Annotated in this window: 12 protein-coding genes; 5 read left to right on the top strand and 7 right to left on the bottom strand. The window is 47.5% G+C overall.

Going from position 1 to position 15,406, the window contains the following annotated elements:
* Positions 1-1,506: an exodeoxyribonuclease VII large subunit gene (xseA, locus tag DX073_RS02795; RefSeq protein WP_258556857.1), complete on the bottom strand. Its 1,506-nt coding sequence runs from the start codon at positions 1,504-1,506 to the stop codon at positions 1-3.
* Positions 1,507-2,035: 529 nt separating this feature from the next.
* On the opposite strand from xseA, the gene DX073_RS02790 reads away from it, so the two are divergent.
* From DX073_RS02790 to DX073_RS02775, 4 genes are all read left to right on the top strand, one after another.
* Positions 2,036-2,809: a Nif3-like dinuclear metal center hexameric protein gene (locus DX073_RS02790; protein ID WP_115005312.1), complete on the top strand. Its 774-nt coding sequence runs from the start codon at positions 2,036-2,038 to the stop codon at positions 2,807-2,809.
* A gap of 678 nt (positions 2,810-3,487) precedes the next feature.
* Positions 3,488-6,370 (top strand): phosphoenolpyruvate--protein phosphotransferase, encoded by a 2,883-nt coding sequence (ptsP, locus tag DX073_RS02785; RefSeq protein ID WP_115005310.1) that lies wholly within the window; start codon positions 3,488-3,490, stop codon positions 6,368-6,370.
* A gap of 1 nt (position 6,371) precedes the next feature.
* Positions 6,372-7,352 (top strand): 1-phosphofructokinase family hexose kinase, encoded by a 981-nt coding sequence (locus tag DX073_RS02780; RefSeq protein WP_115005308.1) that lies wholly within the window; start codon positions 6,372-6,374, stop codon positions 7,350-7,352.
* A 140-nt stretch (positions 7,353-7,492) separates the two neighbouring features.
* Entirely contained in the window at positions 7,493-9,169 is a 1,677-nt protein-coding gene (locus tag DX073_RS02775) for a fructose-specific PTS transporter subunit EIIC (protein WP_115005306.1), read from the top strand.
* 323 nt (positions 9,170-9,492) lie between these two features.
* Here the strand turns inward: DX073_RS02775 and cydX are convergent, their stop codons facing one another.
* The 4 genes from cydX to DX073_RS02755 all read right to left on the bottom strand — a co-directional run bounded on the left by cydX (position 9,493) and on the right by DX073_RS02755 (position 13,283).
* Entirely contained in the window at positions 9,493-9,624 is a 132-nt protein-coding gene (gene cydX, locus DX073_RS02770; RefSeq protein ID WP_078273038.1) for a cytochrome bd-I oxidase subunit CydX, read from the bottom strand.
* Between the two features lie 10 nt (positions 9,625-9,634).
* Entirely contained in the window at positions 9,635-10,774 is a 1,140-nt protein-coding gene (gene cydB, locus DX073_RS02765) for a cytochrome d ubiquinol oxidase subunit II (RefSeq protein ID WP_115005304.1), read from the bottom strand.
* A gap of 2 nt (positions 10,775-10,776) precedes the next feature.
* On the bottom strand, positions 10,777-12,381 hold the full coding sequence (locus tag DX073_RS02760) for a cytochrome ubiquinol oxidase subunit I (protein WP_115005302.1): 1,605 nt from the start codon (positions 12,379-12,381) through the stop codon (positions 10,777-10,779).
* 212 nt (positions 12,382-12,593) lie between these two features.
* A complete protein-coding gene (locus DX073_RS02755; protein ID WP_115005300.1) occupies positions 12,594-13,283 on the bottom strand; it encodes a pirin family protein in 690 nt (229 codons plus the stop codon).
* A gap of 164 nt (positions 13,284-13,447) precedes the next feature.
* Here DX073_RS02755 and DX073_RS02750 point away from each other — a divergent pair, with 164 nt between their 5' ends.
* The gene (locus DX073_RS02750) at positions 13,448-14,032 is read left to right on the top strand and encodes a WG repeat-containing protein (RefSeq protein ID WP_115005298.1); all 585 of its coding nucleotides are present in this window, start codon (positions 13,448-13,450) and stop codon (positions 14,030-14,032) included.
* 99 nt (positions 14,033-14,131) lie between these two features.
* Here the strand turns inward: DX073_RS02750 and DX073_RS02745 are convergent, their stop codons facing one another.
* Both DX073_RS02745 and DX073_RS02740 read right to left on the bottom strand, forming a co-directional pair.
* Complete coding sequence (locus DX073_RS02745; RefSeq protein WP_115005296.1) at positions 14,132-14,830, bottom strand: LrgB family protein; 699 nt, start codon at positions 14,828-14,830, stop codon at positions 14,132-14,134.
* The gene (locus DX073_RS02740) at positions 14,817-15,242 is read right to left on the bottom strand and encodes a CidA/LrgA family protein (RefSeq protein WP_115005294.1); all 426 of its coding nucleotides are present in this window, start codon (positions 15,240-15,242) and stop codon (positions 14,817-14,819) included. The genes DX073_RS02745 and DX073_RS02740 overlap by 14 nt, the downstream gene beginning before the upstream one ends.
* Positions 15,243-15,406 lie beyond the last annotated feature (164 nt).

The following is a 15,406-nucleotide window of genomic DNA, read 5'->3' as shown; positions in this document are numbered from 1 at the left end:
CTATTTTACCACAGCCTTGACACGCCCGTCATGAAATTCGATGTCAATCTCGCCTTGTCTGATGGCGTTTGATGAGCCAATGACATGCCCGTCTTGATGGATGAGTGCGTAGCCTTTGGTTAGGGTGCGGGCAGGGTGTTGTACCAAAATCATGCTTTGTAAGTAGCGAGTTTCATCACGCAAGGCGGATAAGCGGGGCAGTAGTGCCTTGTGCTGAGATAGGGTGTGAGCGGCATCTTGGCGAGCGTGCTTGATGCGTTCGTGAGCGGTTTTGTGCTGACGGGCGAGCAGGTCGCTGATGGTCGATGAGAGTGTGTGGGTGCGGTATTTGGCATGACTGCTTAGCGTGCTTAACAAAAAGTCGCTGTCTTTTTTGGCAAGTTTTAGAGTTTGGCTTGCCCCATGATGGACGCTTTTCATGGCAAGATGGCTTTGCTCTTTGGCATGGTGCAGGCGAGTGCGACTGATGTCGCTGATGGTGGTCATGGCACCTTTGGCAAGGGCGACCATGGCGACCAGATGGTTTTCGATGGCTAAGATGACCTTAGATGGCGTGTCAAAGCGAGTGTGTGCCACTTCATCAAGTAGCACTTTATCACGCTCATGTCCGATACCGACCCACACAGGCATGGGCGATTCGGCAACCAGTGCCGACAACTCATAGTCATTAAGATACGCCAAATCGCCCACCGCTCCGCCCCCACGGATGATGACGAGCAGGTCGGCATGATGGGCATGGCTGGCATAAAACTCACCGATGGCGTGCGTGATGGCTGTTCTGATCTCGCTTGGGGCGTGATTGCCCTGAAACGTGGCGTGATGATAATAAAACTGGCACGCCCCCGTCTGTGCCAATCTGTCGGCTTCGGCACGAAAATCGCCCAGCCCTGCCGCCTGCTCGGGGGCGATGACGATGACGTGACGGATGTCAAAGGGGGTAGGCAGGGCTTTATTTAGGGTGGTCAGTCCTTCGTCATGTAAGCGTTTTAGCATGGCGTTATAAGCCTGAGCCAACGCCCCGAGGGTGTAGGTGGGGTCGATGTCGCTTATGTTAATGCTAAACCCATACTGCGGATGAAAACTTGCCGAACCTTTTATCAGCACCGCCAGTCCTGCCGAGAGCGGTTTGCCTGTCTCACGGGTAAATTTGCCGACAACCGCATTTGCCCGATATCGCCACAACGTCGCCCGAGCACTGGCGATGATGTTGCCGTTGTCGTCCTTTTCGGCAAGCTCAAAATAATAATGCCCGCCCTTGGTATTGACCGCTCGCAGTTCTGCTTGTATCCACACTTCATGGTCAAAGGTATCGCTGATGACCAATTTCACCGCTTCTAGGTAGCTACTGAGCGATAACTGCACCCCTGCCAATGTCGGCTCATTGGATACGCCATTCATCTCATCGGCGATGGCTTGGTGTAGGGCATTGATGTCGGTACTGTTTTGGGTCTGTGCTAGTCTGTCTAGGTTTTGGTCTAGGGTGGTCAAAATGGCTTTGTGGTTCATGGTGGTTGTTTTAAAGTAAAAAGGTAAAAAATAAAAAGGCATTTAAAAGGGCAAAATAACACTGGAGCGTGTTGAATGTTGGTATTTGCCATGAAAAATGAGAAAAATCGCCCATTTTTCAAGGAAAAAGTGAAGTTTGATGGTTATTCTATCAAACAAGCTTTTATTATGAAAAACATCCGACCACTTAATCTGATAAATCTTAAGATTTTAACTTAATTTTAAAAATTAAGTGGTCGGATAGCCATTTTTCATGCAAAAACATCATTTTATTACTGCAATATTTCTAAATGTTAAATTGTGTTATAAAGGTTCAACATGCCCTAATTAAAACGTTAAATTTATCGTATTTATAAAAATGCCATCAATGTTTGGCACGCCCTAAGATTGTAACAGATTTTTGATGATTTATGAATGCTGATGATGGTAAAGAGGCAGGTTTTAATTTAAAATTGCCAAAATGCCATAAATAACGTAACATAGCAAAAACTTTGAATGATTTTAAATGAGTAACGCACAAAGGCACACCATGAGCAAAAACGCCCCAATTACCCCCACCAACTTAGCAAAATTTTGCGATGAATACCTACAAGCAAGCGAATTTAACGACTATTGCCCCAACGGTCTGCAAGTCGATGCCGATACGCCCATTAGTAAAGTCATCACCGGCGTTACCGCTTGCCAAGCTTTGATAGATAAGGCGATAGAGCTAAACGCCCAAGCGATATTGGTACATCATGGCTATTTTTGGAAAGGCGAGCCTGCCCCACTGGTCGGCATGAAAGGCAAACGCATTCGCACTCTGCTCCAACACAACATCTCACTCATCGCCTATCATCTGCCCCTTGATGCTCACCCTGTCATCGGCAATAATGCAGTGCTTGCCGATGAGCTTGGCTTGACCATCACAGGGGCGTTATACCCCCATGAAAAACACCCTGTGGGCAATGTTGCCATTTGTCCGCCCACGACATCTGCCGATTTTGCCAAAAAAATTGAGCAAGTGTTGGGACGCATGCCCCTGCACATCAGCGATGACCCTAACCGCACCCTAACCAAAATCGCCCTATGCACAGGCGGTGCCCAAGACATGATAACCCAAGCTCATGCCATGGGCTGTCAGGCGTTTATCTCGGGGGAAGCGTCCGAGCGTACCACGCATTTGGCACGAGAGCTGGGCGTGGATTATTTTGGGGCGGGTCATCACGCAACCGAGCGGGGCGGTGTCAAGGCGTTGGGCGAGCATTTGGCGGACGTGCTTGGGCTTGATGTGGTTTTTGTGGATATTGATAATCCTGTTTAAATGGATATTTGCCAATAATGTTTTTTTAAAAAATGCCCCATTTGCAACACCATATAACAGATTGATTCATGGTATTGTTAATTAACTATACCTTTGGGTGGATTTGTAGGGGCAAATCACATTTGCCCTGTGATAACGTATTGATTTTTGGGCGAATATAATTCGCCCCTACACGTTCAATTTTAAAATATATCTTTATTGAACAATACCTGATTCATCAAGGGCAAATGGGATTTGTCCCTGCAACCCAAAAATGACATAATCATCAATCATCTGCCATTTTAAGTTGGAATTAAAGTAAAAACAACATTTGCAAAAGTATCTCATTTGGCTTGTCTTTTTTGGTATTATTTTTTAAAAAATAATGGTAAAATTAGCCGATTTTTGTTTGTATTGTAAAAATTTTTAAAATTTATTAGGGCGTGTTGAATATTGGTATTTGCCATGAAAAATGCCTGTTTAGAAAAGCAGGGGAATCGCCCGTTTTTCAAGGGAAAAACTTGAGGCTGTGAGTCTTCTATCAGACAAGTTTTTGACTTTGAGCCACAAGATTTAGCCATTTTTCATGCAAAAATTGATAAAAGCGTTAAATTTTCATCATTTTAATAAATAATGTTATCAATGTTCAACACGCCCTAAACAATATTTTAAATTATCCTTTATCTTATAAGGAAATCTATGTTAAACCTCACCGCCACTGACGTGCGTATGAATGCACAGGCTACCAATAAAGACGAAGCCTTATCCCTACTTGCCAAGATATTGAGCGAAGACGGACTGGCGACTGCCGATTATCTTGCAGGACTGCAAGCCCGTGAAGCACAGACCAGTACCTATCTGGGGCAGGGGATTGCCATTCCGCATGGCACGCCAGAATCACGTGCTTGTGTGCAACAAACAGGGGTGCGACTTGTGCATTTTGCCGATGGCGTGGTGTGGAATGATGACGGCGAACGGGCGTATTTGTTGGTGGGGATTTGTGCCAAATCCGATGAGCATTTGTCCATTTTAAGACAGCTAACCAAAGCCTTGGGCGATGACATCGAAGGGCGTATCAAGCATGCCACCAGTGCCGATGAGCTATTGGCTATCTTGGATGGCACGGGCAATCGCTCGCTTAGCATCCATGAAAATCTCATCAAAACCGACATCAACGCCAAAGATGCTGATGAGCTGTATGAGGTGGCGGTGTCGCTACTGAAACAGCAAGGTAAATTGGTGAGTGCCACAGGCATTCGCCCTAGTTTTACCAAGCTCTCAGAAGCCATCTACTGTGCGACCTTAGAGCATGATGAACTGGTTGCCGAACCTGCCTTTGCCTTAGCGGTTGCCAAAGGGGTGGTTAAGCTGGGTCATGATGACATGAGAGCATTGGCGGTCATCGCCAGTAACCAAACGGTAAATCAAGATAAGCTGTTGGCGTTGTATGATGTGCTGTTGTCGGCAGAGTTTGGCGGTAAATTACAACATGCCAGTCTGCCCGAGTTGGTGACATTTTTGGGGGCGGACAAGGCGGAGCATTGGCAATCGGCAAGTGTGGTACTGCCCAACGCTCATGGGTTGCACGCACGCCCTGCCACTGCCTTATCTGAGCTTGCCAAAGGAGCGACAGGCGAGCTAAAAGTGGCGGTGGATAATGGGGCGTATGTCTCCGCCAAGAGCCTAACCAAACTGCTCTCATTGGGGGCGACACGGGGGCAGAGCCTAACGTTCATCGCCGAGCCGAATACCGATGCGACTGAGTATCTACCCAAACTTATCCAAGCGGTGCAAGACGGACTGGGCGAAGAAGTAACACCGATAGGTAACAGTCAAGCAAACAGCCAAGAAAGTGGTAAAGCAAATCATGAACCTGCCGTGCTTGACTTGACCGATAACACCGCCATCATCAAAGGCGAACGCACACACGCCACGTCAGCGTCAGCGGGACTGGCTCATGGCGAAGCATTCGTGGTACGTCAAGTCCGGTTTGATTATCCTGTCCAAGGGGGTGATAAGGCGAGTGAGTGGGCGAGTTTGCAACAGGCGATTGGGTCGGTCAAAGATGAGCTAAAAGCCATTGTTCAGACTGCCAAGAAAGCGTCCATTGCTCAGATTTTTACTGCTCATGTGGCTCTGCTTGATGATGAAGAAGTCACACACGGGGCAAAAGACGGTATTGATGATGGGCTATCGGCAGCGGCGGCATGGCATGCTCATATTGAGCAGTTGGCAAAAGTGCAGGCGAGCGTTGCCAATCATCTGCTTGCTGAGCGAGCAGCGGATTTGCGAGATGTGGGGCAAAAAGTGCTTGCTAAGCTAACAGGTCAAGCGGTTGCAACCGAGCCTGCCGAGCCTTATGTACTTATCAAAGAAGACCTGCTACCGTCTGATGTGGCACGCCTAGACCCTGCACGAGTGGCAGGCATTCTCACGGCGGTGGGTGGTGCCAGTTCGCACAGTGCCATCGTCGCCCGAGCGTTGGGTATTCCTGCGATTGTGGGGGCAGGCAAGGGCGTGCTTGACGTTAACGATGGCGAGCGGGTGCTGATAGATGGCGGTCAAGGTTGGTTTGTGGTTGCACCGACCGATGAGATGGTGGCGGTTGCCAAAGCCGAGCAAGCCAGTTGGGCGGAGCGTAAACGCCTAGCCAGTGAAACCGCCCTAAACCCTGCCATCACCCAAGATGGTCATCAAGTGGAGATTGCGGTCAATCTAGGTAATGTCCACGATACCAAGATGGCGGTAGAGAGTGGGGCAGAAGCGGTGGGACTACTGCGTACCGAGCTTGTGTTTATGAGTCATCAGAGCGTGCCTGACATTGATACGCAGGTGATGGATTACACGCAGGTGTTTGATGCCTTAGATGGTCGTCCGCTCGTGGTGCGTACCTTAGATGTCGGTGGCGATAAACCTTTGCCATATCTACCCATGCCGTTTGAAGACAACCCATTTTTGGGGGTGCGTGGCATTCGCTTGACCCTCAGACAACCTGCTTTATTGGAAAATCAGCTCATCGCCTTGATTAAAGCGTCCAAGGGGCGTGATTTGCGTATCATGTTCCCCATGGTGGGTAGATTAGAAGAGTGGCATGATGCCAAAGCGATACTAGATAAAGTGCTGAGTGATTATCCCCATGATAAGCTCCAAGTGGGTATGATGATAGAAGTACCAAGTGCGGCGGTCATGGCGGATATTTTTGCCAGTGAAGTGGACTTTTTTAGCATTGGCACCAACGACTTGACTCAGTATGCCCTTGCCATTGACCGTGGCCATGCTACGCTCTCAAAGGATGCTGACGGTCTGCACCCAAGCGTACTTCGGCTTATCCAAAACACCGTTGCCAACGCCCATGCTCACGGCAAGTGGGTGGGCGTGTGTGGCGAGCTGGCAGGCGATGAGCGAGCCATACCGATATTGGTAGGGCTGGGTGTGGACGAGCTGTCCATGTCGGCAGGTAATATCGCCCTTGCCAAGGCGGTGGTACGTGAGCTTAACTTTGCCGATTGCGGGTACCTTGCCAAAAAAGCCCTGTCCTGTCGCACCGCTGGCGAAGTGCGTGCTTTGGTGATGGGGGTGTAATATGCAAGTGCTTTGTATTACCCTAAACCCTGCCATTGACATGACGGTCAGTCTTGATATGCTAACACTGGGGGCGGTGAATCGTGCCTTATCCAGTCAGATGGATGCTGCGGGCAAAGGTCTAAACGCTGCTCAAATTTTGGCGGATTTGGGCGTGAATGCCGTTGCCACAGGGTTTTTGGGTGGTGACAATGACGGTATTTTTAACCGACTCTTTGATGAGCGTGATGCTCTAAACCACAGCGAGAATCTAGGTTGGGTTACTGACAGCTTTGTGCGAGTGGCAGGCATTACTCGCACCAACATTAAACTTGCCGATGTGGTCGATGGTATCGGTCGTACCACAGATGTCAATGGTCAGGGCTTTGTGGTGACCGAGACGGACAAACTGCACTTTTTTGAGCAGGTGGCAGAGCTTGCCCCTGCCTGTGATGCGGTGCTGATTGCTGGCAGTTTGGCGACGGGTTTTGGTTTGCCTGACTTTGACCATTTGCTTGCTCTGCTGACAAATATCCACGGCAAAGTGGCGGTTGATGTCAGTGGCGAGGCTCTAAAAATCGCCATGCGGTATCCGTTATGGCTCATCAAGCCCAACACCGATGAGCTGACCGAAGTCTTTGGCGTGCCTGTTGAGAGTCTAGATGAGCAGGTGGCACTTTTTGATGAGATTCACAGTGATATTGAACATATTTTTGTGTCTATGGGCGAGCGGGGCGTACATTGGCTAAGACGTCATGGCGAGACTCGTGAGCTGTATCGTGCCGTTCCGCCAACCATGAAAATCAAAAGCACAGTCGGAGCAGGCGATACCTTTGTGGCAGGCATGATTTTTGGGTTATTAGCCAATGACGAGCCACAGACGGCGTTAGTGCGTGCCACTGCATTATCGGCTCATGCGGTCTCTATCATTGGCTTTAAAGTGCCAGAACAGGACGTGCTAAATGACCTAATTGGACAAGTGTCTGTGGAAAAATTGGCTTAATCTAAGTTGAAGGCAGTTTAAAAACGCATTTTAAAAAATTAGGTATAAGGCAGATTGATTTGCCTTGATAAAACTGTCTTAATCATACTCATGTTAAGCATTAAAATTTAAAAATTTAAAAATAAAAATAGGCAAACCCTATGACAAACAAAACTTATGCCATTAGCGTGGCGGATAATTCTGCTTATGGCTTGCTCATTGCCAAGCAGTTGGTTGCCAGTTTGCAAAAAAATGGCATTGACGCACAATTTACTACAGACAAAAACACCGCTCATGGTGTGAGCGTTGTCATCACTGATGATGAGCGAGCCAGTACCAAGCAGGTCATTTATCTAAATCAGCACGAGCTTGACTCAGCCAAATTTGGCAATGTGGATTATTTAAATGCACTGCTTACGCCTACCCAAACCGACCAAGCGGTTTTAAAGTCGGCAACTTCGTCGGTGCGTAACATCGTGGCGGTAACTGCTTGCCCGACAGGGGTGGCTCACACCTTTATGTCGGCAGAAGCCATTGAGAACTATGCCAAAGCACAGGGTTGGAACATCAAGGTGGAGACCCGTGGGCAGGTTGGCGTGGGTAATGCCATTACGGCAGACGAAGTGGCACAGGCGGATTTGGTGTTTGTGGCGGCGGATATTGACGTGGATTTGTCCAAATTTAGTGGCAAAAAAATGTACCGCACGTCCACAGGGTTGGCACTCAAAAAAACCGAGCAAGAATTTGCCAAAGCCTTTCATCAAGCAAGTGTCTATGGTGGCACCCAAAGTGCAAGTACGGCAGGCGAGAGCGATGAGAAAAAGGGGCTGTATAAGCACCTAATGACAGGCGTGTCGCATATGTTGCCACTCGTGGTGGCAGGTGGGTTGCTCATTGCCATGTCCTTTATGTTTGGCGTGGAAGCCTTTAAAGATGAGAGCATTGCCTTTGGCTTACCCAAAGCACTTATGGACATCGGTGGCGGTGGTGCGTTCGCCTTGATGATAGCGGTGTTTGCCGGCTATGTGGCTTACTCTATCGCTGACCGCCCCGGTTTGGCGGTGGGTCTGATTGGTGGTATGCTTGCCAATACCGCAGGGGCAGGGATTTTAGGCGGTATCATTGCTGGTTTTTTGACAGGTTATACGGTCAAGTTTTTAAATGATGTCATCAAACTACCTGCCAGTTTGACGTCCTTAAAGCCGATTTTGATATTGCCGTTATTGGGTTCGCTCATCGTTGGTCTGCTCATGGTCTATGCCATTAATCCGCCTGTGGCGGCACTCATGACCGCCCTAACCGAGTGGCTAAAAACCATGAATGACACCAATGCCATTATCTTAGGGCTGATTTTGGGGGCGATGATGTGTACCGACATGGGTGGCCCTGTGAATAAGGCAGCTTATACGTTCTCGGTGGGTATGATTGCCTCAGGGGTGTTTACACCGATTGCGGCGGCAATGGCAGGGGGCATGGTGCCACCCATTGGCATGGCGATAGCGACGTGGATTGCCAAAAATAAGTTCAATGACAATCAGCGTAACGCCGGCAAAGCGTCCTTTGTGTTGGGTCTGTGCTTTATCTCAGAAGGGGCATTGCCTTTTGTGGCGGCTGACCCTGCTCGTGTGATTATCGCGTCCGTGGTTGGTGGGGCATTGGCAGGGGCGATTTCTATGGGGCTTGGTATCGGGCTGCAAGCACCGCATGGCGGACTGTTTGTGATACCGTTCGTCTCACAACCACTCATGTATCTGGTGGCTATTACGGTCGGTAGTCTGGTAACTGGTATACTGTATGCCTTTATTCGCCAAAAAGAACCACAAAAAGCGGTGGCATAATGATAAAAACCCTGTCTGTTGGCAGGGTTTGTTATTGGGATTGTGAAAAATCGGACAATATTTTGTCCGATGTTTGATTTTATGGCTGTATTATATAAGTAATTGATTTATCAAGGGAAAATCATATTTGCCCAGACAGTTTAAAAAATGGTATTGCTCAATAAAGATATATGTTAAAATTTGGGCGTGTAGGGGCAATTTGTTCGCCTAAAAATCAAGACTTTATCACAGGGCAAATGTGATTTGCCCCTACAAATCCACAACCAATCACCCAATAATCAATATATGTTAAGTTAAGGTTGAAGTTAACGTAAAAAACGCATCTAATCATCACGCTCCTTATCCTTACCATAAAACGCCTCTTCTCGGCTGTCTTCAAACTCCACCCACACGGCACTGATAATCGCCAACAGCACAGCAAAGCCCAAGCCCAATATCCACGCAAAATACCACATGAGTTGTCTCCTAATATAGTGTATGTTCGTTCTCTTTGATGTAGGCTTTGGTAACTTTGCCTCGCATGATGGCGTACGCCCAGCTTGTGTAGCTGACCACCACAGGTAGGATAAAGACCACCACATAGACCATCACCATGAGCGTGAGCTGACTGGACGTGCTGTCCCATACGGTCAGGCTTGAACGGGGGTCGGACGATGACGGCATATAAAAGGGGAATAAGGCGACCCCTGCGGTCATAATTACCCCAAGCACGCCCACGCTAGACAACACAAAGGCAGTCAAGGTGCGTTCTGCTTTCATGACAAGCACCGCCACGATAGGCATGATGACGCCTAAGGCAGGAAATAACCACAACGCTCCATGAGCCTTAAAGTTGGCAAGCCACGCCCCCTGCTCGGTGATGACGGTCTTACTTGTGGGGTCAATCAAGGAGTTTTTGTCCACCGAACTGGTGATGACATAGCCGTCAAGATTTGCCACCCAAAAGCCTGCCAGTACAAATAACACCGACATGATGACGGCGGAGACGGTGGTTAATTTTTTGGTGCGAGTTTGGATGTCATCGACCGTGCGATGAGCCAGATACACCCCGCCTTGGGTTATCATCATAAAGGCGCTCACCAGACCGCAGAGCAGGGCAAAGGGCGACAATAAACCCCAAAACGAGCCGGTATAAGTAGAAACAAGCTGATTGTCAAAGCCAAATGGCACGCCCAAAAATAAGTTGCCAAACGCCACCCCAAAAATCAGAGCAGGGACGAACGAGCCGATAAACAGCCCCCAATCCCATGCCGTTCGCCAGCGTTCATCTTTGACCATGCTGCGGTATTTAAACCCCACAGGTCGAAAAAACAACGCCCACAATGCCGCCATTAACGCCCAATAAAAGCCACTAAATGCCGTGGCGTACAACAGGGGCAGGGCAGCAAAAATCGCCCCGCCTGCGGTAATAAACCACACCTGATTGCCTTCCCAATGAGCGCCAATGGTGTTGATGACCACACGCCGTTCTTTGTCCGTTTTACTGATAAAGGGCAATAGGCTACACACGCCCATGTCATGACCGTCCATGATGGCAAAGCCAATGAGCAGGACACCGATGATGAGCCACCAGATGAATTTTAGGGTTTCATAATCAAATAACATGGTTATACTCCTTTAAATTCATTGGGGTTGATGATGTTTTTGTCGCTTTTTTCGCCAAAATACCGCCCTGTGCCGAGACTGGCAGGGCCCAGACGGACGTATTTTTGCATGAGATAAATCTCAATGATAAACAAAATGGTATAAAACACCACAAAGCCAATCAGCGACCATATCACGTTACTAATGGCGATGTTAGATACCGACAAATGCGTGGGCAACACGCCATATACCGTCCACGGCTGACGACCATATTCGGCAACAAACCAACCTGCTTCGGCGGCTATCCATGGGGCAGGGAGCATGATGACGGCAAATTTTAACAGCCATTTTTTGTCCATAAAATTGCCCTTAATGGTGAAAAACAGCGATAAGGAAAATAATACGAGCATCAAAAAGCCCAAACCGACCATGATACGAAACGTCCAGAACATGGGCGTTACCCTAGGAATGGTGTCATTGGTGGCAGATTTGACCATGTTAGGGGTGGCTTGGGTAACATCATGGGTGTATTTTTTGAGTAGTAGCCCAAAGCCCAAATCGTTTTTGTGATGTTCAAACTGTGCCAGTGTCTCAGGATTGACCGCCTTACCGTCTGCCATGCTCGCACGCATCTCATCTAAGGCACTCACCGCAAAGATACCGCTGACGATTCGCTCTTCGTTAATCTCCTTAATGTCATGAATGCCTAGTATCTCCTTATCTAGCGAGCGTGTGCCAATGATGCCCATGGCATAGGGGATATGTATCGCCCAGTCGTTTTTCTCTTCTTTTTCGTTGATGAGTGCCACCAGATTAAAACTGGCAGGGGCAGGCTCGGTCTCCCACATCGCTTCCATGGTGGCAAGTTTGGTCTGCTGAGCCAGTCCGATAGAGTAACCCGACTCATCACCCAGCACAATGGTACTACAAATGGACGCAAAACCAAAGGCGGCTGCCACATGAAAACTGCGTTTGGCAAAGGCGACATCACGCCCTTTGAGCAGATACCAAGCCGACACCGACAGCACAAACATCGCTCCGACCACATAGCCTGCCGAGACGGTATGAACAAATTTATTTTGAGCATCAGGGTTTAGCAAAATCTCGGTAAAGCTTGTCATTTCCATACGCATGGTAAGGTAGTTGAACTCTGCTCCCACGGGGTTTTGCATCCAGCCATTGGCAATCAAAATCCACAGAGCCGACAGGTTGGTTCCCAGTGCCATGAGTATGGTGGTGATGAGATGTTGCACACGGCTCATTCGCTCCCAGCCAAAGAAAAACAGCCCCACCATCGTGGATTCTAAGAAAAACGCCATCAAGCCTTCAATGGCAAGGGGGGCTCCAAACACATCGCCGACATAGTGCGAATAATACGCCCAGTTCGTCCCAAACTGAAACTCCATCGTAATGCCTGTGGTAACGCCTAAGGCAAAGTTGATGCCAAAGAGCTTGCCCCAAAATCGGGTCATGTCCTTCCAAATCTCTTTGCCTGTGATGACATATACCGACTCCATGATGACAAGTAGCCATGTCATGCCAAGCGTTAGAGGGATAAACAAAAAGTGAAATAATGCTGTAACGGCAAATTGTAGCCGTGAGACATCCACCAAAGACTCGGTAATCATACCGCTCTCCTGCCATTTTGTGTGCGTTGCAAAAGCGTAATTTTGTGATTAAAACTCATTTTTGTCAAGGCGAAAACTGTTGATAAATGGTTAAATTCCATTCATTTTAAATGCATCAATTAAACCCTAAATAAAAACCCAAACAAAAAACAGACAAGCCAAACTTGTCTGTTTTAAGGTCAATAAAAAGGGCAAAATACGCCACACCAAACCTACGACCTCGGCAAATCAAACAACAAAAATTCTGCAAATTCATCACTTTGGGCGATGATTTGGTTCTCATCAATCATCGCTGCCGCATCGCCTGCTTGATACTGCTCGCCATTTATCACAACAGACCCTTTGGCGATTTGTAGCCAGTAGGCTCTGCCTTTATCAAGGCTTACGCTCTGCTCGCCGTCCAACTGATACCGCCACAGTTTTGTGTCTTGATACACCACAAACGACCCGCTCTCCCCTGTGGGCGATAGGATTAGCGTACCGCCCATGTACTCATCAAACCTTGCCTGCTCATAGCGTGGGGTTACGCCCATGCGGTTGGGCATTATCCAGATTTGGTACAAATGTAGCTCGTCCGTGTCGCTCGGGTTGAACTCCGAATGACGCACACCCGTCCCTGCCGACATAAGCTGAAACTCGCCTGCTGGCACGGTCTCGCTGTTACCCATGCTGTCCTTGTGGGCGACTGCCCCTGACAGTACATAGGTCAAAATCTCCATGTCCTTGTGTGGGTGCATACCAAAACCCATGCTCGGGGCTATCCAGTCTTCGTTAATGACTCTGAGGGCAGAAAAGCCCATAAAATTGGGGTCATAATAATCGGCAAACGAAAAGCTATGGCGACTTTTTAGCCAACCATGCTCGGCAAAACCACGCTCGTGCGACAGTCTAGGGATAATCATAAAAATACCTGATGTTTTTAAAATTTATCCTATTATAAATCTTTAAAAGTGGTAAATAAATAGCGGTTTGGTTGATGTATCTTTTCTTAATAGGAAAAGAAAAACATGCTTGTCAATGTCGCCCAAATTGATTATGATAACCCCATGCCTTTTAGGAGATTATCATGAATATCAAGCCCCTTATTGTTGCCCTATCCCTTTTGCCCTTATCTGCTTTAGCGTGCGAAAAACCGCAGGTAATGGGATATGATTTGGTTGATTGTTTAATAGATGATTTGGCGATTGTACAGAAAAACAAAAAATACGGTTTTGTTGATAAAACAGGCAAGATAGTCATTCCCGTTCAGTATGATTTGACTTGGGGTTTTGAAGAGGGCTTGGCGAGTGTTAAACAAAACGACAAATGGGGATTTATTGATAAAACAGGCGAAGTAATTATTCCCATTCAATACGATTTTGCTTGGAGCTTTTCAGACGGCCTGGCAAGTGTTGAACAAAATAATAAGTGGGGATATATTAACAAGACGGGCAAAGTGATTATCCCTACCCAATATGATTATATTGGCAAATTTTTAGGAAGTTTGGCAAAGGTTAAGCAAAATGAAAAATGGGGATTTATGGATAAAACGGGTAAGATAGTTATTCCTATTAAATATGATTATGCTGGTAATTTTGAAAATAATAAAGTCCCAGTAATGCTAAACGGCGAAGAATTTTATATAGACAAAACAGGCAAGCGTATTGACTAAAATAAAAGTACCCAAATAGACATTTTGTTTGGTATTATTGAATCAAGATGATTTAAAATTTGGACGTGTATGGGTAATTTATTTGCCCTTGATAAATCATCATTTTAATAACCACAATATTGCCATCGGCAACCATACCGCCGTTACCAAGCCATTAATGGCAAGCCCAAAGGCAGCGTATCGCCCTGCGGTGGGGCTGATTGTCCATGCTTCGACCGTACCAATGGCGTGAGCAACCAGACCCAGTGCCAAGCCTTTTGCTCGGTCGTCTGTGATGTTTTTGAACAAAATACGGCACACCCCCGCTCCCAAAATCCCCGACACGATAATGATAAGATTGGCGAGCACAAGCGGTGCGTCAATGATTTGGGCAACCGACAAGCCCACAGGCGTGGTAACTGACCGTGTGGCAAAGCCCAAAATCGTCTGTATATTTAGGCTAAACACATACGCCAAACTCATCGGCACAATCGCCCCAACAAGACTTGCCATGACAACAATGATAGACAGCTTTTTGACAGGCAAGCCCTTAAAATCCATGCCCGCTAAGGGGACAGCAAGCAGGACGGTGCTATACCCAAGCAAGCGGTCAAAGACAGGTTTGGCATGGGCGTAATACGTATTATAAGGCAGTTGAATTATGGCAATGATGATAAGCGTCAGCACAATGGCGATGATAATCATCGGTATGCCACGAAAGTATTTGTTGATATAGCGTAACACATATTTTGCCCCGATATGAGCGATGAGCGTAACGACAAAGGCGATAAAAATCGTGGTGCTGTCAAGGGTTGGCATGATTTTCTCCTTTATCGTCCGTGCCTTTTAGCCAGTTTTGGGACAATTTGGCAAACGCCCAAAGCGGTATCACGGTGCTGAGCACGATGACCGCCGACACGGCAAGTAAATCCGACCCAAGCCCAAACAGCAAAATCCCTGCCCCTGCCGACACAGGCAAAAACGCAAATCCACTATCTACAAGTAGCACGCTTGCCGATGACGATAGCCAATTTGGCAAACCGCCCTTAACGAGACGCACGCCCATAAGTATGGCAAAGAGTGACACCAAGCCGACAATGTTGGTGGCGGTCGGCATTCCCAAAGCGGTGCAAACAACTAAGGCAAGCTCACGCACACCGATGACGATACAGACGGTGGCGAGCATACCGAGCCAAAAAGTGGGGGATTTGGTGAGATAGGGGGATTTCATTGTTATTATGTCCTTATATTGGGGTGTTGCTTGATATACTTAGCTAGAATGATTATTTAATCATCATCATACGATTGGGTCAAGGCATGGAGCAGGTTTTATAAAAAATGTTCATTATTTTATAAAAAAATAGAGCCAAACACGACTGCATTTGACTCTATATC

The organism is Moraxella lacunata (assembly GCF_900453205.1).
Taxonomy (GTDB): Bacteria; Pseudomonadota; Gammaproteobacteria; order Pseudomonadales; family Moraxellaceae; genus Moraxella; species Moraxella lacunata_B.
The sequence above is the reverse complement of the archived record's forward strand: the minus strand, read 5'-3'. Positions and strand labels throughout refer to the sequence as shown.

Excerpts from the sequence above, each read along its gene's own strand:
- DX073_RS02775 (WP_115005306.1), top strand. The coding sequence starts at position 7,493 with ATGACAAACAAAACTTATGCCATTAGCGTGGCGGATAATTCTGCTTAT.
- DX073_RS02790 (WP_115005312.1), top strand. The coding sequence starts at position 2,036 with ATGAGCAAAAACGCCCCAATTACCCCCACCAACTTAGCAAAATTTTGC.
- DX073_RS02750 (WP_115005298.1), top strand. The coding sequence starts at position 13,448 with ATGAATATCAAGCCCCTTATTGTTGCCCTATCCCTTTTGCCCTTATCT.
- DX073_RS02760 (WP_115005302.1), bottom strand. The coding sequence starts at position 12,381 with ATGATTACCGAGTCTTTGGTGGATGTCTCACGGCTACAATTTGCCGTT.
- xseA (WP_258556857.1), bottom strand. The coding sequence starts at position 1,506 with ATGAACCACAAAGCCATTTTGACCACCCTAGACCAAAACCTAGACAGA.
- cydB (WP_115005304.1), bottom strand. The coding sequence starts at position 10,774 with ATGTTATTTGATTATGAAACCCTAAAATTCATCTGGTGGCTCATCATC.
- cydX (WP_078273038.1), bottom strand. The coding sequence starts at position 9,624 with ATGTGGTATTTTGCGTGGATATTGGGCTTGGGCTTTGCTGTGCTGTTG.
- DX073_RS02755 (WP_115005300.1), bottom strand. The coding sequence starts at position 13,283 with ATGATTATCCCTAGACTGTCGCACGAGCGTGGTTTTGCCGAGCATGGT.
- DX073_RS02780 (WP_115005308.1), top strand. The coding sequence starts at position 6,372 with ATGCAAGTGCTTTGTATTACCCTAAACCCTGCCATTGACATGACGGTC.
- DX073_RS02740 (WP_115005294.1), bottom strand. The coding sequence starts at position 15,242 with ATGAAATCCCCCTATCTCACCAAATCCCCCACTTTTTGGCTCGGTATG.
- ptsP (WP_115005310.1), top strand. The coding sequence starts at position 3,488 with ATGTTAAACCTCACCGCCACTGACGTGCGTATGAATGCACAGGCTACC.
- DX073_RS02745 (WP_115005296.1), bottom strand. The coding sequence starts at position 14,830 with ATGCCAACCCTTGACAGCACCACGATTTTTATCGCCTTTGTCGTTACG.